Here is an 18,855-nt window from a genome sequence, read left to right as displayed (position 1 = left end):
TTTACCCCTTCCAGAGATTCTCTGTTGAGGTTTTCTAAGTATGCAGGATAACGGGCTAAGCCAGTATAAAAAAAGAATAGAATCTGCTTTGTTATTCCATTTAGTTATTAATTTATAAAAATACCTTCAAAAACAGTTTAAAGGAAGATTATTGCATAATATCAAAATCATAATTAACAATTTTGTAACCTAGCTAATGTAATGTATATTATTTATTCAACATAAAAATAGGAACAAACATGTCACACGGTGCATATAAAAACAAACTGCTTAGTACTTTATTGTTGCTAGGATCTTTACCAGCAATGGCAAATGTTATTAATGGCGATTTTGAACAATGGTCTGGTAATACACCAGTGTCGTGGGACATTATTGATAATGGCATTACACTGTCCTCTTCTACCTTAATAGTTAAAAGTGGCAATAGCTCTGCAGCGGTTAACGTAACAACAGGCTCACAAAGTAATACTGATTTATTACAACAGATAAATGTAGAAGCAGGTAAAACCTATAATTTTTCAGCTGATGTTTATCATACTGAAGGGAAAATTAAAGCACGTTTATATGTAGATGGTTACCAAGGCTATTCGAACGAAGCTCAAACAAATCAATGGCAAACAATCAGCTACAGCTATGTGCCAAGCAGTAGTAAAACAATTAATGTGGGCTTGCGCTTTTACGATATAAGCGGATTTGATGGCAATGAAACTGTATACGTTGATAATTTTTTACCAAACACAGATGGCGGCTCATCAACAAGCTGTGCCGACAATAGCCTTACCTTAACGCTTAATACCGATAATTACGGTAGCGAAACTAGCTGGTCTATTAATAATAGCCAAAGCAGCACAATTGCCAATGGCGGTAATTATGCATCAAACACTCAGTATGATGAACAAATATGCTTAGCTGATGGTTCATATACTCTTGTTATTAGTGACAGCTATGGCGATGGTATGTGTTGCTCAACAGGTAATGGTAGCTACGCATTAACACAAGACCAAACAACGCTTATTAACGGTGGCAGCTTTACTAATACAGATAGTACTGCGTTTGAGCTTGGCAATTCGAATGGAGATCCTGATGATGGTTCTGGCGGCGGAACAAACCCTACACCGACTGGCTACTATGTAACAACACAGGGCTTAACTGGGTACACTTTAAAAACTGAACTTTATAATATAATTAAAGATCATAATTCGCAGGGCTATTCAGCTATTTGGAATTTTTACGATTCATCAGCACGTGATAAATACTTTGAAAACGATAATAGTATTTTAGATATGTATAGCGAAAAACCAAATGGATCAGACAGCTATAATTATACTGCGGTGAGCGACCAATGTGGTACTTATAACAGTGAAGCCGATTGTTATAACCGTGAGCATTCATTTCCTAAAAGCTGGTTTGGTGGCACTATAGAGCCAATGAATTCAGATGTTCATCATATTTACGCAACTGATGGTTATGTAAACTCAAAACGTAGTAACTTTCCATTCGGAGAAGTATCAAGTGCATCATTTACATCTACTAACGGTAGTAAATTAGGCTCAGCTGCAAGTTCATTGAATTACTCAGGTACTGTATTTGAACCAATTGATGAATTTAAAGGTGACTTTGCACGTGCTTATTTTTACATGGCAACACGCTACGAAAATGTAATTGGTAATTGGCAAAATATAACAACCTCAAGCAACGCAGTACTTAACGGTTCAAGTAACCAAGTATTTGAAAGTTGGGTTGTAGCTATGCTACTTAACTGGCACAACAGTGATCCAGTTAGCCAAATGGAATTAGACCGAAACCAAGCAGCATTTGAATTTCAAGGTAATCGTAACCCATATATCGACCACCCTGAATTTGTAGAGATGATTTGGTAATAACAAGTATCAAAAAAAGCCTCAGCCTATGCTGGGGCTACTTGAAGCTCGCTTGACCAAGCGCAATAGACTCATAACGCTTCCCTGTTAATTTAATTACCCACACACTATCTGTAAATGTACGACTAAAATACACCGTTTGACCATCTGGAATATGAGGCATAAACGATGAAATTGATTCCCATTGTCCATCTACTTTTTCTTTTAGTTTCATACTGGCATTAAAGTAACTCCCATCCTCATTTGATTTAACTTCAAGCGCAGTTAGCTGTGTCTCATCACCTATTTCTATTAATGCATTTTTATTTAAACTGGCTAGTAACTGTGGCTGATGAGTGGGTTGTAGCTTTTTTAACGTTTCATCTATTTGACTATCAATGGTGATCTTATTTTGTAATTTATAAATAGTCGCTTTAATTGCCAGTACAGGCTCTGCAAAGCTCGTGTGAGGTAAAAGCACCAGGCTAATAAACACGACAGTGTGATAAAAATACTTTTTCATTGAAATACTCCTTTATTAATTAGTATGCCTAGCATAACTAAAAAACACCTAATTAATATATAACTCATTAATATTCATGATATTCTTTAGATTCATAGGCATGAATATAACGTTATAGACTATTTAAAAACGTTATTTTTAGCGATAATAAAGCGGTGAGTAAATAATTAGAGTATGGAAACATGTTGTCTTTAGGAATGGAATTAAAGCGCCTCAGAGCAAACAAAAAATGGACTCAAGCGTTTGCAGCTCGTGAGATAGGTATTCAGCAATCATACCTGTCAAAACTCGAAAATGGGCAGTTCATTCCCTCCCTCGGTGTACTTGAAAAATTAAGCATATGTTATGAAGTTTCTTTTGAGCAATTTATCCCAATTAAAACAGAGCAAAATACGCCTAATAATAAGCTTAAGTGGTTGATTGCTTTTCTTCTTACTCTAGGTATTTTCATGTGGTTATGCGCTAGTTTTAATATTTTTTACTCTGAAACATATTTTACTTATCAAGCAAAACATGGAGAGTTTTGGGCTATAAATGTTATAGAAACCTATAAAGGCGAAAAATATATAGAGGGCGATGTGGTATACGAAATCATTGGTCAACGTGATATTAGCCGATTAGAAAACCGTATTTTACTGGTATTCTCTGCTGTATTTATTTTTGGCGCGCTATTAATAAGTATGCTCATAAATAAACCTTGGCTAAATAAAGAAAAATAAGCATAAGTCTATACTCTAAACCTACTGAGCTATTTCTTCTTATAATTAACGTTTATAAATACCTAGTACTCGCTGCTTTTTAAAACTGCTTTATACCTATTTACTTAAGTATGAGAGCTATTTAGCAACAATAAAACTGCGCTCTGACTAAGCAAATTTTGTATTTAGTTTTTTCAATGAATATTAAAAACGATATTGAAGAATAATTTGATACGCTAAATTGTAAAAATATTTTAGCGTGTTGGTATTAGTAATATCCAATCTAAACCGCAGTACTAAATCTTAGTGCTTAACGTTAACTCAAATGCTTTAGCTCAAATAAACTTTTCTATCAAACTATCATTCTAGAAAAACAAAAAGCCCCAGCTAATGCCGGGGCTTTTTTACAAAACTAACTTAATTAAAAAATTAAGCTTGTTTTGGACTAGAAATAACGTCTACTAATGTCCAAGATTTATTCTTAGAAATTGGTGCGCATTCACGGATAGTAACAACGTCACCCGCTTTTGCTGTGTTATTTTCGTCATGTACGTGTAACTTAGTAGTACGTCGGATGAATTTCCCATAAATTGGGTGCTTCACATAACGTTCGATACCAATAGTGAAAGACTTTTGCATCTTGTCGCTAATTACACGGCCTTGAAGAGTACGAATTTTATCGCTCATTATTGACCTGCCTTCTGGTTAATAACTGTTTTTACACGCGCGATATCGCGGCGTACTGTTCTTAGCGTGTGTGTCTGAGCTAACTGACCAGTACTAGCTTGCATGCGCATATTAAATTGCTCACGAAGTAGTCCTAGAAGTTCAGCATTAAGCTCTTCTACGCTTTTATCTTTTAGTTCGCTTGCTTTCATCACATTACCGTCCGAGTTACGAAAGTTGTTTTGAATGGCAGTTTACGAGCTGCAAGGTCAAACGCTTCACGAGCAAGCTCTTCTGAAACACCTTCCATTTCGTAAAGTACTTTACCAGGCTGAATTTCAGCAACCCAATATTCAACAGAACCTTTACCTTTACCCATACGAACTTCAAGAGGTTTTTCTGTAATCGGTTTGTCAGGGAAGACACGAATCCAGATTTTACCTTGACGTTTCACGTGACGCGTCATAGCACGACGAGCTGCTTCGATTTGACGAGCAGTCATGCGGCCACGGCCAGTAGCTTTCAATCCGAAAGTACCGAAGCTTACTTTGTTACCGTTTTGCGCTAAACCGCGGTTGCGGCCTTTGTGCATTTTACGGAATTTTGTACGTTTTGGCTGTAACATTACTCGCTACCTCTACTTAGCACTTTTCTTGGCTTTCTTTGGTGCGCGTTTAGCTGGCTTCTCTTGCTCTTGTACTAGTGGTAAACCACCAATAACTTCGCCTTTGAAGATCCAAACTTTAACACCAATGATACCATAAGTGGTTAAGGCTTCAGAAGTTGCGTAATCGATATCAGCACGAAGAGTATGTAGAGGTACACGACCTTCACGATACCATTCTGAACGTGCGATTTCTGCGCCGCCAAGACGACCGCTAACTTCAACTTTAATCCCTTTAGAACCGATGCGCATTGCATTTTGTACCGAACGCTTCATAGCGCGACGGAACATAACACGACGTTCTAGTTGAGAGGCAATGCCGTCTGCTACTAGTTGTGCATCTAGTTCTGGTTTACGTACTTCAGAGATATTAATCTGAGCAGGTACACCAGCGATTTTAGTTACCGCTTGACGTAATTTTTCTACGTCTTCGCCTTTTTTACCGATAACAACACCCGGACGAGCCGTATGAATTGTTACACGGATTGATTTTGCTGGACGCTCAATAACGATTTTAGACACAGAAGCCGTTTTCAATTCCTTTGTAAGGAATGTACGTACTTTGTGATCGCCAAAAAGCTGTGCAGAGAAATCTTTTGAACTCGCGTACCAGGTAGAAACCCAAGGTTTAGATATACCTAGGCGAATACCAGTAGGATGAACTTTTTGTCCCATTACTTATACTCCTAGCTATCTGAAACCATAACAGTGATATGGCTTGTACGCTTAAGGATGCGGTCTGCGCGTCCTTTAGCACGAGGCATAATACGTTTCATTGTTGGACCATCGTCCACAAAAATCGTTGTTATGCGTAGCTCATCAATGTCAGCACCTTCGTTATGCTCTGCGTTAGCAATAGCAGACTCAAGTACTTTCTTAACTAATACAGCCGCTTTTTTCGGGCTGTACGCCAGGATTTCTAGTGCGCGATCTACAGGTAACCCGCGGATCTGATCTGCAACTAGACGTGCTTTTTGCGCCGAACCAGAGGCGAATTTATGTTTAGCTAATGCTTGCATTTATCTTCCCCTCTTATCGTTTCTTCGCTTTCTTATCCGCAGCATGGCCACGGTAAGTGCGAGTTGGTGCAAATTCACCTAGTTTGTGACCGATCATTTCGTCAGAAACGAAAACTGGTACGTGCTGGCGACCATTATGGACAGCAATGGTCAATCCGATCATGTTAGGTATGATCATTGAACGACGGCTCCAAGTTTTAATTGGCTTTTTCTCACCGCTTTCCAAAGCTTTCTCTACCTTCTTCAGCAAGTGTAGGTCTATAAAAGGACCCTTCTTGAGAGAGCGTGGCATGGCTATTCCTCAATATTACTTAGTACGACGACGTACTATAAATTTATCCGTACGCTTGTTCTTACGCGTCTTCGCACCTTTAGTCGGTTTACCCCATGGAGACACAGGATGACGACCACCAGATGTACGACCTTCACCACCACCGTGTGGGTGATCTACCGGGTTCATGGCAACACCACGAACTGTCGGACGAATACCACGCCAGCGATTTGCACCTGCTTTACCAAGTGAACGAAGCATATGCTCAGCATTGCCTACTTCACCTAGAGTCGCACGACAATCAGATTCAACTTTACGAACTTCGCCTGAACGAAGACGTAATGTTACATATTGACCATCACGAGCAAGGATTTGAACGTATGCACCAGCAGAACGTGCGATTTGAGCACCTTTACCTGGTTTTAATTCTACGTTGTGAACAGTCGAACCTACAGGCATATTACGCATTGGTAATGCATTACCAGGTTTGATTGGTGCATCAACACCAGACTGGATTGCATCGCCAGCTTTTAAGCCTTTAGGTGCGATAATGTAACGACGCTCACCGTCTGCATATAATACAAGAGCGATGTTTGCGCTACGATTTGGATCGTATTCTAAACGTTCAACAGTGGCTGGAATGCCATCTTTAGTACGTTTAAAATCGATTAAACGGTAATGTTGCTTATGACCACCACCGATATGACGAACCGTAATACGACCATTGTTATTACGACCACCTGATTTAGAGTTTTTCTCTAAAAGTGGTGCGTATGGCTTACCCTTATGTAGATCAGAGTTAACCACTTTAACTAGGTGACGACGGCCCGCAGAAGTAGGCTTACACTTTTGAAGTGCCATAATTCTATCCCCTTATTACTCGGCGCCGCCGACAAAGTCTAGTTCACTACCTTCTTTAAGAGTAACGTAAGCTTTTTTCCAGTCGTTACGACGACCGAAACGTGCGCCAGTACGTTTTGTTTTACCCTTAACATTAAGTGTGCGAACACCCGTTACTTCTACTTCAAAAAGCTTCTCAACTGCTACTTTAACTTCAGCTTTAGTTGCGTCATTTGCTACTTTAAAAACAATAGTATTGTTTTCTTCAGCTGCAATTGTGCTTTTTTCAGAGATATGTGGAGCAACGATCACTTTTAAAAGACGTTCTTCGCGGATCATGCTAGCGCCTCCTCAAGTTGCTTAACAGCAGCGGCTGTAATAAGTACCTTGTCGAAAGCAATTAAGCTTACAGGATCGATACCAGCTACATCACGCGTGTCAACCTTATAAAGGTTACGTGCCGATAAGAAAAGATTTTCATCTACTTCTTCAGTCACGATAAGAACATCTTTAAGCTCAAGTTCTTTAAGCTTAGCAACTAGTTCTTTAGTTTTTGGTGCTGCTAGAGCAAAACTTTCAACAACGATTAAACGCTCTTGACGAACTAATTCAGATAAGATGCTTTTAATCGCACCACGGTACATTTTACGGTTTACTTTTTGGCTGTGGTCTTGTGGTTTAGCTGCAAAGCTAACGCCACCTGAACGCCAAATTGGGCTACGGATTGTACCGGCACGTGCACGGCCAGTACCTTTTTGAGCCCATGGTTTTTTACCACCACCGCTTACTTCAGAACGTGTCTTCTGAGCACGAGTACCTTGACGAGCACCTGCTGCGTATGCAACAACTACTTGGTGTACTAATGCTTCGTTAAACTCACGTCCAAAAGTAGCTTCAGAAACTTCAAGACCGCCAGAAGCGTCTTTAATTGCTAATTCCATCACTAAATCTCCAGGACTTATGCTTTAACAGCTGGTTTAACGATAACGTCACCGCCAATAGCTCCAGGTACTGCACCCTTAACTAAAAGCAAATTACGCTCAGCGTCAACGCGAACTAGTTCTAAGTTTTGAGTCGTTACACGCTCAGCACCCATATGACCGGCCATTTTCTTACCTTTAAACACCTTACCAGGTGATTGGTTTTGACCGATTGAACCAGGAGCACGGTGAGATAGAGAGTTACCATGTGTAGCGTCTTGCATGCTGAAATTCCAGCGCTTAACACCACCTTGGAAACCTTTACCTTTAGAAGTACCGGTTACGTCAACCTTGTTGATTTCGTTGAATAATTCAACAGTAAGCTCAGAGCCTACTTCAAAATCGCCTTCACCACCGTTAAGGCGGAATTCCCACAGACCGCGACCCGCTTCAACACCAGCTTTAGCGAAATGACCCGCTTTAGCTTTGTTTACACGACTTGCTTTTTTAGTGCCTGCGGTTACTTGAAGCGCGTTATAACCGTCTGTTGCGTCAGATTTGATCTGAGCAATGCGGTTAGGTGTCGCTTCAATAACTGTCACAGGGATAGATACACCATCTTCAGTGAAGATTCGTGTCATACCCACTTTACGACCGACTAGACCTAATGCCATTTTCCTAAAACCTCTCTAATCTTTCGATTAACCCAGGCTGATTTGAACATCAACACCAGCAGCAAGATCTAAACGCATAAGAGCGTCAACAGTCTTGTCAGTTGGTTCTACGATGTCAATCAGACGTTTATGGGTGCGGATCTCGTACTGATCACGCGCATCTTTATTAACGTGCGGTGAAGTTAGTACAGTAAAACGTTCAAAGCGTGTAGGTAGTGGAATTGGTCCACGTACTTGTGCGCCAGTGCGTTTCGCAGTTTCCACGATTTCTGCCGTTGATTGGTCAATCAAACGGTGGTCAAAAGCTTTTAGGCGAATACGAATGCGTTGATTTGACATTCTTAACCTCAATATAAAGAGCATTTAAAAGAGCATAAAAAAACGTCCGGAACAATCTTAAAACTTAAGATGCCGGCTGCTTAATTATATCTACGTTGAGTTCCAAATCGGAACTCCTGTTTATTAGCTTGAAATCCAAGCTTAATTTATCCTCTCCAATCCCCTAGGGAATTTAGAAAGCCTGCGTATTATAGAGGTATTGGCGATAAATGCAACAGCTATTTGAGAATAATCTGATAAGGCACTGTTTGGTTAGTATTAGCTACCAACTAAAACTTAATAGCTAAGATGAAACCAATACCCTAATTAACTAATAATAAGTTCTTTATGGTGTAGCTAGCGCGTGTTTGGTATTTGTAAGTCGTTATCACCTATTTATAGGGAAAACTACACTGTATAAGGCCTAGTTCTAACTAAAAAATAAACATACTGCTGCAAATTCAACCTCAAAAGGTAAACACGTCCTAGGCAAACTAAAGGATTTTTTAGATATATGGTATCCTATTATGCTAATTTTGCTTTTAATACCCTCTATATGGTGAGTCGATGCGTATTTTTAATTATTGTTTAAATGTTATTTCTGCAGGAGTAAGTCGCTTACTAGTAAAAAGTAAGGTCCTTCCAGAAAACCCGATTGAACAGTATAAGCTAAATCCAGAATACCCTACTTTTTATATCGTACGCTTAAATTCTCGCTTTGATTTAGCCGCACTCAATAACGTGTGTAAAAAGCATGGATTACCAAGCCCAACCGATCAGCAAATTTTAGGTTATCAACAACTTGAGCGTTTTATTGGTATAAAAAACCCACCGCCACTATTTGGTGATGAAGCGAAACCAACTACGGCATTGGCTCAGGGTAAGCAAATTATTGAGTATTTAGTTAAAAGTGGTCAGCAAAACGTACAAGTAGTGCCAGTTACTATTTTGTGGGGTCGTAATCCAGGTAAAGAAAAGCCGGGTATACACACTTTAATTACACATTCACTAACACCAAGCTGGTTTAGAAAAATTTTCGTCGTCTTGTTTTCAGGTCGTGATAACTTTATTCGCTTTAGCCAACCACTGGACTTATCACTTTTGGTGAATGAAAAGGTAGATGTTAGCGAACTACCTCATAAGTTACTGCGTGTGGCATTAGTTCACTTTAAACGCCAAAAGCTTGCTGCGACTGGTCCTAAAATGCCATCACGCGAGCAGTTATTTAACTCTTTATTGGCCTCACCTACAATAAAAAAAGCAATTCAAGATGAAGTTCAATCTAAAAATATTACTCAAGAACAAGCACGACAAAATGCGCTTAAACTACTTAACGAAATAGCTGCTAATTACTCTGAGGCAATGATACGAGTAGCCGAAAGATTTTTAACTTGGTTGTGGAATAAGCTCTATAACGGTATTGATATTAAGCACGCAGAACAAATTCATGAATTAACTGATAAAGGTCATGAAATTATTTATATGCCTTGTCATCGCAGCCATATGGATTACTTACTGCTTACCTACTCTATTTACCACTTAGGTTTAGTACCGCCACATATAGCTGCGGGTATAAATCTTAACTTTTTCCCCGCCGGCGGCATATTTAGACGCTCAGGTGCGTTTTTTATTCGTCGTTCGTTTGCTGGTAATAAACTTTACTCAGCCATATTCAAGGAATACTTAAGCCAGTTATTTATTAAAGGTTATTCTGTTAAGTTTTATACAGAAGGTGGTCGAAGCCGAACTGGTCGCTTGCTTCCACCTAAAACGGGTATGCTATCAATGACCTTACAAGCAATGCTACGCGGAATAGACCGTCCAATATCGATTGTTCCTGTGTACATTGGCTACGAACACGTAATGGAAATTAACACCTATCTTAAAGAGCTGGATGGAAAAGATAAAAAAGGCGAATCTATATTTGGTATTTTTAAGGCAATTAAAAACCTTAAAAACTACGGTCGTGGTAACTTAAACTTTGGTGATCCAATCTCAATTAACCAATACCTAAACGATAACCAACCTGATTGGCGTGATTCAATACACCCTACTGACGTGCAAAAACCACAATGGTTAGCCTCACAAGTAACTAAACTTGCCGACCAAGTAATGGTTAAAATTAATAATGCTGCGGCGCTTAATGCAGTTAATTTACTTGCGATGATATTGCTTGTTAACGATAAACAAGCATTGAGTAAACCAAAGCTATTAGCACAACTTGATTTTTATCTGCGCTTACAACGCGATGCAAGCTATAGCGATAAAGTAACCGCTCCAGACGAAACACCAGAGCAATTACTAACGCATGCATTAAAGCTTAATAAGTTTGAAGTTATAAGTGATGAATTTGGCGAAATTATTACAATTAGCGATAAAGAAAAAGTACTGTTTAATTATTACCGAAACAATATTTTGCACTTGTTTGCAGTACCAAGCTTAATTGCACTACATCTATTTAAGCAACACAGCACAACTATTGATCAATGCCAGCAACTTGTAAAAACGTTTTATCCGTTGTTTGCTAAAGAATGGTATTTACAGCCTCTTGATGAAAACTATATAACGCGTATTTTAGCTAACTTTGCTGATCAAAATTTAATTGAGTTTGATGGCGATAACATTCATATAACGAACAGTAATGACTGCTTAGCTAAGCTAGAAATGCTTGGACGAGCACTTAGTTTTACTCTACAACGTTACGCTATTGTGATTGGTTTTATTCAAACAAGTGATGGCATTGAAAAAGCAGAATTAGAACGAGAGAGCCAAGTGCTTGCACAGCGTTTAGGCACACTGCATGGCATTAAAACACCTGAGTTTTTTGATAAAAAAGTACTTGTTAGTTTTATCGAAAACTTACGTGGCGAGTCGTTAATAACAGAGGGTGATAAAGGCTTTGTAGGCAGTACACAACTTTGCGAAACCTACGCACACCTTAAAACATTACTGCCAGCACGCGTCTGGCAGTCAATCAGCGATATAGTACAAGATCAGTGTAACTAGTAATATATCTATAGAAGGAGGTTAGCGCTGACGCATAACCCCTTCTTGCATTGTTGAGGCAACCAAGTTGCCTTGGCGATCAAAAAACTGCCCGCGTACCAAACCACACCCATTACTCGCACTTGGACTATCAATTGAATACAAAATCCAATCATCCATTCTAAATGGGCGATGAAACCACATTGCATGATCAATAGTAGCTACTTGCATATTTGGCTGCATAAACGATACACCATGAGGCTGCAATGCTGTTGGTAAAAACTCAAAATCAGAGGCATACGCTAATAAGTAATTGTGGATGCGCTGATCGTCTGGCATTTCACCATTAGCTTTAAACCAAATATGCTTTACCGGCTCCATAACTTCTGGTTTAAACGGGTTATGAAAAGTAACTGGTCGCATTTCAATTGGCATTTCACGCGTAAACTTATTACGGATGACTTCAGGGATATGCGAAGCGTTATCTTGATAAAACTCAAGTGATGAGCGTAACTCTTCAGGTGCGGGTACATCAGGCATTGTTGCTTGATGCGACAAACCATTTTCTTCACCTTGGAATGACGCTGTCATATAAAAGATTGGCTTACCGTACTGAATCGCTTTTACTCGGCGAGTACTAAAGCTCTTTCCATCGCGAATAGTTTCGACATCATAAACAATCGGTTTAGCTGGATCGCCTGGGCGTAAAAAGTAAGAATGTAATGAATGAACTATACGCCCCTCAGGTAGAGTTTCTTTAGCGGCAGAAAGCGCCTGCCCCATAACTTGACCGCCAAACACAGCACCAAAGCCTAAATCTTGGCTTTGTCCTCGATATAAACCTTGCTCAATTTCTTCAAGTGTTAACAACGACAATAAATCATCTAATACTTGGCTCATTACTTCTTCCTCATTACCCTAGTATCCAAATGATACTATACAATAGTGGGAAGTAAATATTTGTTAGGAATACTGTTATGGCTTACTGGCTATTTAAAACTGAACCCGATGCATTTTCATTAGATGATTTAAAAAACGCACCAAAACAAACGACTCTTTGGGAAGGCGTGCGTAATTACCAAGCGCGAAACTTCATGCGTGATGGCGTTAAGCTCGGTGATTCAGTGATGATTTATCATTCAAGCTGTAAACACGTAGGTGTAGCGGGTATTGCCGAGGTTACAAAAGAAGCCTACCCAGATCCTACTCAGTTTGATTTAAGTAGCGACTATTACGATGCAAAAGCCACCAGCGACAAACCACGCTGGGTTGTTGTTGAGGTTACTTACCAAAGCCATTTAAAAAAATTAATTAGCCTTAAAGATATTAAAGCCAATAATAATATTACTGAAATCGCACTTAAAAAAGGCGGACGACTATCAATAATGCCTGTTACTAAAAATGACTGGGATGAAATAATCAAAATGGCGCAGTAACACCCTCTCGGTTTGACCTAATTTCATTGAGTTTGATATGATCTATGCTGACTTATAGCTGGAGGATTAATGAAATTACTGTATTGGTTAGATGAATGGTTAACTCTCCCGCGCAATGAGCAACAAACTCGATTACCCATGACGGGTAGTGATTTACTCGGCGATGTATTTGTTAAGTATGATTTTGTTGACGTTAATAAGCCCCTGCTTTTTACCTTTTCACCCGCAGGCACTAACGTGCAAGAGCAAGATCTTCACCCTGATTTTGCACCATGGGGTTATCACTTGGCTCAAAAACAAAACGTAAACGTAATCGCTTTTCAGCATTTAGGTAAAAGTAATTGGTTTCGTAATCGTAATTTAATCTTTTTTCTCGAGCAATTATCAACATTACTTACGCCGTTTAATTGTCGATTAGGCTATGGCTTAAGCCGTGGCGGATTTGCTGTTGGCGCTTTTGCTAAACTATTAAAACTAAACCAAGTACTATTCTTTCATCCGGTAAGTACTAAAAATAAAGAATTAGTATCATGGGATGATCGCTCTAGTACCGATATAGCTCAGCAGTTTGACTGGCAACAAGATTATCACGATCTAGATTTAGGAGATGCCCAAGGCTATATTATTTACGATCCTACTAATCGTATAGACCGAATGCACGCCAAGCGCTATAAGCAGTTAACTCACTTACGAGTATTTGGTATGGGACATGGCACACATGCCACATATTTGAATAAGTTTGGATTCTATAAGCAAGTAGCTGTCGATTTTATTCAGCATCAGCAAATTGATATTGCGCAGTTTCGTCTGCAAACTAAAACCTTGCGGTTTAAAGAGGATTATTACAAACGACTCAATAAAGCCAATACAAATTCAGTGCATCGAAAAGAGTTACTCAGCAAAGCACATAATATTCTTATTGATGAAAAGAAAGTACATATACAAGAACATCAAAAAAAAATAGATATTCAACCACTCATAGATGTTGCACTTAAGCACCAAGATGAACACCCTGCTGATGCAATTCAACTGCTTGAAGTTGCCCAAAAGCTTGTTCCAGGCGATCCGCTAATAGAGCATAAGTTAAAGCAATTAGAATAGGTATACAGGAGAAAGTAGTACGCTATTTTCTCTTTTTCTTTTTGTGTCCATGTTTTGGCACAATTAAAAAATATAAAAACAATCCCAGCCACGAAAAAAAAATAATGCCAATTAACCAGCCATTTTTTTCGTGGCCCTGAGTTCTTTTATTATTAAGTACAATAACAACAGGTAAAATGTACGCACTTAATACTATTATTAAAAATACAACTTCATTCATTATTTAACTAAGCTTTCCCAATCAACTTCATTTTTTAGTACGCGTTCAACCGAAATATAATGCAAAATATCACCTGCATTTATTTTGTAATCAAGCGCCGGATTTAAATCCATATTTTGTGCACTTAAGTCATGAGCTACACCTAGTAATATTGCATCGTGATGTTGCTTAAAATGATGAAACAAAGTACCAAAATTCATTTCATTGGTATCTTTAGGAATTTCTAAACTAAATTGGGTATCGCCATGAAGTGTTGAAAGTAACTCTTCTTGTACACGGCTAGACCCAGGATCCTGCATTGAACGCACCAATATTTCTGCTGATTTAGCGCTGCTACATTCTACATTTTGACAATGCTCTAATAGCATATCTACTTTGGTTTCATCTAAAAAATGAGCACTTATATGACACTCTTCTTTTACTAAGCGGCTAATACGCAGTGCTGTAGTAAATGTTTGATCGTCGTCTTGACCATCAATAATAACCTTATCGGCACGACGAATAGCCACACGCTCTAGCTCACTTAAGTTTGTAAAGCTTGTTAAACGTGCAAAATCGACACTTTCATTCGTTAAAAAAGGGTGATCCATTTGCTCAGTTACCGCAAGTAAAATCCGGCGGTCAGTTCGCTTTGTATCAGCAAGAATGTAATCAATCATTTTTTTTGTTCTAGTATCGTGCCAACCAAAAATAATAATGTGATTGTTACTATGAGCAAAGTTTTTATCACCAGTCATAACGCGCCTAATTAAGTAAGTAACTGTTTGCCCTGCTTTTCCCAGCAGAACACCAAATAAAGCTAAACCAAATGGAATTTGTACTAATGCAACCACCCAACGACCAAGATCTGTAATAGGACTAAAATCCCCATAACCCACTGTTGATGTAGTTACTGTGTAATAGTAGAAAAAGGTGGTAAGCGAAGTGAGTGCTTGCTCATTTGCTATATATAACAATATCCACGTTAATAGCATATGAGTCAAAATAGCTAATGCCACTGCTTGCCAACTTAATTGATCGACGTGAGCTCGAAGAAGTAACGCTAGCCTTTTAAATATCAACGGCATAATACGAATCTTTGTTAGTAAATTATCTATAAACAGTACGTTACTGTAAGCAATACTTTTAAGCAATGTTTAAGCCACTGGCAATAAGGGGTTATTTAAATAAAACTAAATGCTATTTGCTAATAATATTATTAAACATACTCACCTTAAATATTTTACTGCAGTCAACTTGGATAACTTAACACTGTGGGTATTACCACCAATGCCCGTAACAGACATTGGGGAATGAGAATACGATGAGGTTTTATGTGTTACAGCTTTTTATAACAAGAGTATTTTTATAATGAATATTAAACTTTTACTCATTTTAGCGGGCTATAAATAATATTACTTCCCGCATTTATTTAACTTGATAAAATAGTCATAGGTAAACTTAATATTGGGTTTTCTGAATCTGCAAAATGCATCATTACGGCTATATGCCCTGCAACAACTAAGGCGTACATAACTGCTGAGAAACACTGCCCATATTTATCAAGAGGCATTAAATGGGAGTAGTGGCGACCTCGCCATTCAAAAACAATTTCTAGCGTGCCTACAAACAAAAAGAACACCAGTAACGTTAAGCCAAACGTGTAACTTAACCATAAACCAAATAGCACACCTAGCAAGCATACGCTTAAGCCAATCCATGAACGCATTGAAAAGCTGATACTTTTTAATACATGCCCACCATCAAGCGGTAAAATAGGTAGCAAGTTAAACAAATTCAGTAATGCACTAAGAACCGCAACACCTGCAAATATTTCCATCTCGGTGGCGTAATACAAAACCACACCTAATACCGAGGTAATTAAACCAAATGCAGGTCCCATTAGTGATATAACAACATCTTGCCAACGAGTCGTTATTTTGTCATCGCTTACAGCAAGCCCGCCAACAAATGGGATTAGATAAATGCCCTTTGTTTTTATACCAAAATACTTCATTGCTCGCACATGACCGTATTCATGTACAACTAAACAAGCAATTAGCATTAACGCAAACTCAATACTAAACAACCACGCGTAACCCGCAACAGAAGCCCCTGCAAGTACTACTTTAATTACCTTCGCACTTTTAAATAGCTTAAAGCCTAATGCAGCTAAACCTAAAAAACCTTTTTTAGGTTTAGCATTTATAGATGCAGGTAACGCAAGTTGCGTCGCAAATTTATCATCGACAAACAACGAAATACTTTGCTCTTTAACTGCTTCCGTATCAATACCAATAACTTGGTTATCGTAAGTAAATTGATAGTAGTTATCACGCGGATTATCAAACGTAATGGCTTGTTGTGCATGAAATACCTGCACAATTTTTTGCCCAGACACCATAAGTGAAAATGGTTGTTCAGCTAAAGTAAGATCTATTCTTATCATAATTAAGACCGTTTAAAACAATGGCGCTAGTATACCTAATCAACTTAAAAACACGAGTAACTGTATTTAATAACTATTTTTAAAATTAGTTTACTTAATACTGACAAATGCACAATGAGCTACTACTTTTATTGTAACTACATGCAATATATTAAAAGAGGTCAGAGTGAGTAAAATAGTACCTAATATTTTAGTCGTTGACGACTCAAGAGCTATTTTGATTGTTATGGAAGCTATGCTTAATGAACTAGGTGTATCTGAAACAATAGTCACTTGCCTTAGTGCTAAAGAAGCGCTCGAAAGAGTTAAAGTGGATATAAACTACTTTGATACTATTTTTACAGACCTAAACATGCCTGATATGGATGGTATGGAATTAATACGTCACCTCGGAGCATTACATTATCAAGGTGCTATTGTTATTATTTCTGAAATGGAACATAAGGTTATTAACTTAGCAGCAAACCTTGCTAAGCAACATAATGCCCACCTCATTGGCAATATAACAAAACCAATCCAGTTATCTCAAGTAAGTGCCTTACTTACCAAAGTAGCGCAATTTAACTGTCATACTTTAATTAGAGAGCCTGCAATTTCTAAAGAGGAGCTAATCAGCGCGCTAGAGAATGACGAAATCACCCCTTTTTATCAGCCCAAAGTAAACGTTAACAACAATAAAATAGAAAGCGTAGAAGTACTCGCCCGTATAGTCTCAAATAAAGATGGGAGTGTTATTTCACCAAATCGCTTTATTAGCCTTGCTGAGCAACATGATTTAATTAACCAAATTTCATTTTCTCTCTTTAAGAAAGCCACTAGCGATTTTAATAATATAAAAACACAGCTTGGAAACGATTTCAAACTCGCCTTTAACTTATCGTCTATTCAACTTGATGATTTAAACTGTCCTAATAAATTATTACTCATACTGGAAGAAAATAAGCTTACACCTAGCAATATAATTATTGAAATAACAGAACAACATGCACTTTCTAGCCTCACTCAGTTGGAAACTTTAAACAGGTTAAGAATGCATGGATTTGGATTATCATTAGATGATTTTGGTGTTGGTTTTACTAATATGAATCAACTTAAGAGCCTGCCATTTACGGAAATAAAAATAGACCGTTCACTCATTAGTAATATAGATACTGATTTATTCTCTCAGGTAGTTGTTAGCTCATTAATTAATATTACAAGCGGAGAGCATCTAGATTTAGTCGCTGAAGGCGTTGAGCGACTAGAAGAGCTTGCTTACTTAAAACACTATCGAAGAAATTTAGCTATTCAAGGCTTTTTATTTAGCTGCCCTAAGCCAAAAAATGAATTTATATGTTGGGCCAAAGACTGGATTAAAGCCGACAAGAGCCCCTCTTAAAAAGTGAACTTAATAACGTCATAGGTTATTTAACTAGTTACCATCTTGGGGAGCCTTGTCTTCTTCACAAACTATATGCTCACTATTAGCTAAGCGTTTGCGCCAACGCTGCCTTGCTACTGCGCGCATATTAGTAGATTGATCTCGCTCATCTACAATTTCTAACCCCATTAGCGCTTCAATCATATCTTCTAACGTTACAATACCTTGTACATCGCCATACTCATCAACAACTAAGCATATATGCGTGCGTTTTGTTAAAAGTGTTTGTAATAACGATGATACATTTTGAGAGCTAGGCACCGTATAAATAGGTTTAATTAGTTTGCTAATTTTATAGTCAGTACCCAGTCGATGAAATGCCAACATAATATCGTTTTTATGCACAAAACCTATTATATCGTCGGCGTCTTTATCAAATACAAGTATTCGAGAGAATGACGACGAGCCATGCTCATTTAAATACTGATTTACCGTTAAATCTTTGTGTATTTTAAAAATAACTGTTCTGGGAGTTATTAAATCGCATAATTTTGCATGCTTAAAATGTAGAAGATTACGGATAATATCTGATTCATCTTGATGCAAAGCGCCTAATTCTGTGCCTATATCTGCCATTGCTTCTATTTCTTGGCGAATATAGTACGCCTCATCGTGTTTTGAACCCATTAAGTTTGTCAGCTTCTGCGCAAACCATACAAATGGCTTGAGTGAAATTACTAAAAAACGCAAAGCATAAGTAACACTTGGCGTTAAAGCTCGCCAGTAATTTGCCCCTAATGTTTTTGGAATAATTTCAGATAGTACTAAAACGAGGAACGTCATAATGGCTGATGCAATACCCACAGCCGCATC

At 38.2% G+C, this 18,855-nt stretch carries 23 protein-coding genes; 6 read left to right on the top strand and 17 right to left on the bottom strand.

The genetic code is table 11. The features are described 5' to 3' along the window. Positions 1-239 precede the first annotated feature (239 nt). Positions 240-1,880 carry an endonuclease gene (locus L647_RS0122590; RefSeq protein ID WP_024613015.1) on the top strand — a complete coding sequence of 547 codons (1,641 nt, stop codon included), beginning with the start codon at positions 240-242 and terminating at the stop codon, positions 1,878-1,880. 37 nt (positions 1,881-1,917) lie between these two features. On the opposite strand, the gene L647_RS0122585 is transcribed toward L647_RS0122590, so the two are convergent. Then, on the bottom strand, positions 1,918-2,382 hold the full coding sequence (locus L647_RS0122585) for a hypothetical protein (protein WP_024613014.1): 465 nt from the start codon (positions 2,380-2,382) through the stop codon (positions 1,918-1,920). Between the two features lie 182 nt (positions 2,383-2,564). Between L647_RS0122585 and L647_RS0122580 the strand changes: the two genes are divergently transcribed. Continuing rightward, positions 2,565-3,101, top strand: a complete 537-nt coding sequence (locus L647_RS0122580; protein WP_024613013.1) for a helix-turn-helix transcriptional regulator — start codon at positions 2,565-2,567, stop codon at positions 3,099-3,101. Between the two features lie 408 nt (positions 3,102-3,509). Here the strand turns inward: L647_RS0122580 and rpsQ are convergent, their stop codons facing one another. The 11 genes from rpsQ to rpsJ are packed head-to-tail and all read right to left on the bottom strand — an operon-like array spanning position 3,510 to position 8,473. Continuing rightward, positions 3,510-3,767, bottom strand: a complete 258-nt coding sequence (rpsQ, locus tag L647_RS0122575) for a 30S ribosomal protein S17 (protein ID WP_024613012.1) — start codon at positions 3,765-3,767, stop codon at positions 3,510-3,512. Next, on the bottom strand, positions 3,767-3,958 hold the full coding sequence (gene rpmC, locus L647_RS0122570) for a 50S ribosomal protein L29 (RefSeq protein ID WP_002957889.1): 192 nt from the start codon (positions 3,956-3,958) through the stop codon (positions 3,767-3,769). The genes rpsQ and rpmC overlap by 1 nt, the downstream gene beginning before the upstream one ends. After that, positions 3,958-4,371 carry a 50S ribosomal protein L16 gene (gene rplP / locus L647_RS0122565; protein WP_002957890.1) on the bottom strand — a complete coding sequence of 138 codons (414 nt, stop codon included), beginning with the start codon at positions 4,369-4,371 and terminating at the stop codon, positions 3,958-3,960. Before rplP ends, rpmC begins: the two co-directional genes overlap by 1 nt. A 12-nt stretch (positions 4,372-4,383) precedes the next feature. Next, positions 4,384-5,085, bottom strand: coding sequence for a 30S ribosomal protein S3 (gene rpsC / locus L647_RS0122560; protein WP_002957891.1), 702 nt, complete (start codon positions 5,083-5,085; stop codon positions 4,384-4,386). Between the two features lie 11 nt (positions 5,086-5,096). Then, positions 5,097-5,429: a 50S ribosomal protein L22 gene (gene rplV / locus L647_RS0122555; protein WP_002957892.1), complete on the bottom strand. Its 333-nt coding sequence runs from the start codon at positions 5,427-5,429 to the stop codon at positions 5,097-5,099. 13 nt (positions 5,430-5,442) lie between these two features. After that, positions 5,443-5,721: a 30S ribosomal protein S19 gene (rpsS, locus tag L647_RS0122550; RefSeq protein WP_004588689.1), complete on the bottom strand. Its 279-nt coding sequence runs from the start codon at positions 5,719-5,721 to the stop codon at positions 5,443-5,445. Between the two features lie 15 nt (positions 5,722-5,736). After that, positions 5,737-6,561, bottom strand: a complete 825-nt coding sequence (rplB, locus tag L647_RS0122545; protein WP_002957895.1) for a 50S ribosomal protein L2 — start codon at positions 6,559-6,561, stop codon at positions 5,737-5,739. Between the two features lie 15 nt (positions 6,562-6,576). Next, positions 6,577-6,879 (bottom strand): 50S ribosomal protein L23, encoded by a 303-nt coding sequence (gene rplW, locus L647_RS0122540; protein WP_024613011.1) that lies wholly within the window; start codon positions 6,877-6,879, stop codon positions 6,577-6,579. Beyond that, positions 6,876-7,481, bottom strand: a complete 606-nt coding sequence (rplD, locus tag L647_RS0122535; protein ID WP_002957897.1) for a 50S ribosomal protein L4 — start codon at positions 7,479-7,481, stop codon at positions 6,876-6,878. Before rplD ends, rplW begins: the two co-directional genes overlap by 4 nt. 17 nt (positions 7,482-7,498) lie before the next feature. Continuing rightward, on the bottom strand, positions 7,499-8,134 hold the full coding sequence (rplC, locus tag L647_RS0122530) for a 50S ribosomal protein L3 (RefSeq protein WP_024613010.1): 636 nt from the start codon (positions 8,132-8,134) through the stop codon (positions 7,499-7,501). A gap of 27 nt (positions 8,135-8,161) precedes the next feature. Further along, complete coding sequence (gene rpsJ, locus L647_RS0122525) at positions 8,162-8,473, bottom strand: 30S ribosomal protein S10 (protein ID WP_002957900.1); 312 nt, start codon at positions 8,471-8,473, stop codon at positions 8,162-8,164. Positions 8,474-9,019: 546 nt separating this feature from the next. Here rpsJ and plsB point away from each other — a divergent pair. Then, the gene (gene plsB, locus L647_RS0122520; RefSeq protein ID WP_024613009.1) at positions 9,020-11,458 is read left to right on the top strand and encodes a glycerol-3-phosphate 1-O-acyltransferase PlsB; all 2,439 of its coding nucleotides are present in this window, start codon (positions 9,020-9,022) and stop codon (positions 11,456-11,458) included. Between the two features lie 21 nt (positions 11,459-11,479). Here the strand turns inward: plsB and tesB are convergent, their stop codons facing one another. Further along, entirely contained in the window at positions 11,480-12,337 is an 858-nt protein-coding gene (tesB, locus tag L647_RS0122515) for an acyl-CoA thioesterase II (protein WP_002957902.1), read from the bottom strand. A gap of 77 nt (positions 12,338-12,414) precedes the next feature. Here tesB and L647_RS0122510 point away from each other — a divergent pair, with 77 nt between their 5' ends. Beyond that, complete coding sequence (locus L647_RS0122510) at positions 12,415-12,873, top strand: EVE domain-containing protein (protein WP_024613008.1); 459 nt, start codon at positions 12,415-12,417, stop codon at positions 12,871-12,873. 69 nt (positions 12,874-12,942) lie between these two features. After that, complete coding sequence (locus tag L647_RS0122505; RefSeq protein ID WP_024613007.1) at positions 12,943-13,974, top strand: hypothetical protein; 1,032 nt, start codon at positions 12,943-12,945, stop codon at positions 13,972-13,974. A gap of 22 nt (positions 13,975-13,996) precedes the next feature. On the opposite strand, the gene L647_RS0122500 is transcribed toward L647_RS0122505, so the two are convergent. From L647_RS0122500 to L647_RS0122490, 3 genes are all read right to left on the bottom strand, one after another. Next, complete coding sequence (locus L647_RS0122500) at positions 13,997-14,194, bottom strand: PLDc N-terminal domain-containing protein (protein ID WP_024613006.1); 198 nt, start codon at positions 14,192-14,194, stop codon at positions 13,997-13,999. Next, the gene (locus tag L647_RS0122495) at positions 14,194-15,261 is read right to left on the bottom strand and encodes a potassium channel family protein (RefSeq protein ID WP_024613005.1); all 1,068 of its coding nucleotides are present in this window, start codon (positions 15,259-15,261) and stop codon (positions 14,194-14,196) included. The genes L647_RS0122500 and L647_RS0122495 overlap by 1 nt, the downstream gene beginning before the upstream one ends. A 344-nt stretch (positions 15,262-15,605) precedes the next feature. Next, on the bottom strand, positions 15,606-16,622 hold the full coding sequence (locus tag L647_RS0122490; protein ID WP_024613004.1) for a site-2 protease family protein: 1,017 nt from the start codon (positions 16,620-16,622) through the stop codon (positions 15,606-15,608). Between the two features lie 166 nt (positions 16,623-16,788). Here L647_RS0122490 and L647_RS0122485 point away from each other — a divergent pair, with 166 nt between their 5' ends. Continuing rightward, positions 16,789-18,000, top strand: a complete 1,212-nt coding sequence (locus L647_RS0122485) for an EAL domain-containing response regulator (protein WP_024613003.1) — start codon at positions 16,789-16,791, stop codon at positions 17,998-18,000. 33 nt (positions 18,001-18,033) lie between these two features. Here L647_RS0122485 and L647_RS0122480 read toward each other — a convergent pair. Further along, the coding region (locus tag L647_RS0122480) for a CNNM domain-containing protein (RefSeq protein WP_024613002.1) at positions 18,034-18,855 on the bottom strand (822 nt) is incomplete at its 5' end.

This window comes from Pseudoalteromonas sp. TB64, assembly GCF_000498095.1.
GTDB lineage: Bacteria > Pseudomonadota > Gammaproteobacteria > Enterobacterales > Alteromonadaceae > Pseudoalteromonas.
This window is presented reverse-complemented; position numbering and strand designations above follow the sequence as displayed.

Coding starts and splice junctions, on each gene's coding strand:
- L647_RS0122590 (WP_024613015.1), top strand. CDS start 240: ATGTCACACGGTGCATATAAAAACAAACTGCTTAGTACTTTATTGTTG.
- L647_RS0122585 (WP_024613014.1), bottom strand. CDS start 2,382: ATGAAAAAGTATTTTTATCACACTGTCGTGTTTATTAGCCTGGTGCTT.
- L647_RS0122580 (WP_024613013.1), top strand. CDS start 2,565: ATGTTGTCTTTAGGAATGGAATTAAAGCGCCTCAGAGCAAACAAAAAA.
- rpsQ (WP_024613012.1), bottom strand. CDS start 3,767: ATGAGCGATAAAATTCGTACTCTTCAAGGCCGTGTAATTAGCGACAAG.
- rpmC (WP_002957889.1), bottom strand. CDS start 3,958: ATGAAAGCAAGCGAACTAAAAGATAAAAGCGTAGAAGAGCTTAATGCT.
- rplP (WP_002957890.1), bottom strand. CDS start 4,371: ATGTTACAGCCAAAACGTACAAAATTCCGTAAAATGCACAAAGGCCGC.
- rpsC (WP_002957891.1), bottom strand. CDS start 5,085: ATGGGACAAAAAGTTCATCCTACTGGTATTCGCCTAGGTATATCTAAA.
- rplV (WP_002957892.1), bottom strand. CDS start 5,429: ATGCAAGCATTAGCTAAACATAAATTCGCCTCTGGTTCGGCGCAAAAA.
- rpsS (WP_004588689.1), bottom strand. CDS start 5,721: ATGCCACGCTCTCTCAAGAAGGGTCCTTTTATAGACCTACACTTGCTG.
- rplB (WP_002957895.1), bottom strand. CDS start 6,561: ATGGCACTTCAAAAGTGTAAGCCTACTTCTGCGGGCCGTCGTCACCTA.
- rplW (WP_024613011.1), bottom strand. CDS start 6,879: ATGATCCGCGAAGAACGTCTTTTAAAAGTGATCGTTGCTCCACATATC.
- rplD (WP_002957897.1), bottom strand. CDS start 7,481: ATGGAATTAGCAATTAAAGACGCTTCTGGCGGTCTTGAAGTTTCTGAA.
- rplC (WP_024613010.1), bottom strand. CDS start 8,134: ATGGCATTAGGTCTAGTCGGTCGTAAAGTGGGTATGACACGAATCTTC.
- rpsJ (WP_002957900.1), bottom strand. CDS start 8,473: ATGTCAAATCAACGCATTCGTATTCGCCTAAAAGCTTTTGACCACCGT.
- plsB (WP_024613009.1), top strand. CDS start 9,020: ATGCGTATTTTTAATTATTGTTTAAATGTTATTTCTGCAGGAGTAAGT.
- tesB (WP_002957902.1), bottom strand. CDS start 12,337: ATGAGCCAAGTATTAGATGATTTATTGTCGTTGTTAACACTTGAAGAA.
- L647_RS0122510 (WP_024613008.1), top strand. CDS start 12,415: ATGGCTTACTGGCTATTTAAAACTGAACCCGATGCATTTTCATTAGAT.
- L647_RS0122505 (WP_024613007.1), top strand. CDS start 12,943: ATGAAATTACTGTATTGGTTAGATGAATGGTTAACTCTCCCGCGCAAT.
- L647_RS0122500 (WP_024613006.1), bottom strand. CDS start 14,194: ATGAATGAAGTTGTATTTTTAATAATAGTATTAAGTGCGTACATTTTA.
- L647_RS0122495 (WP_024613005.1), bottom strand. CDS start 15,261: ATGCCGTTGATATTTAAAAGGCTAGCGTTACTTCTTCGAGCTCACGTC.
- L647_RS0122490 (WP_024613004.1), bottom strand. CDS start 16,622: ATGATAAGAATAGATCTTACTTTAGCTGAACAACCATTTTCACTTATG.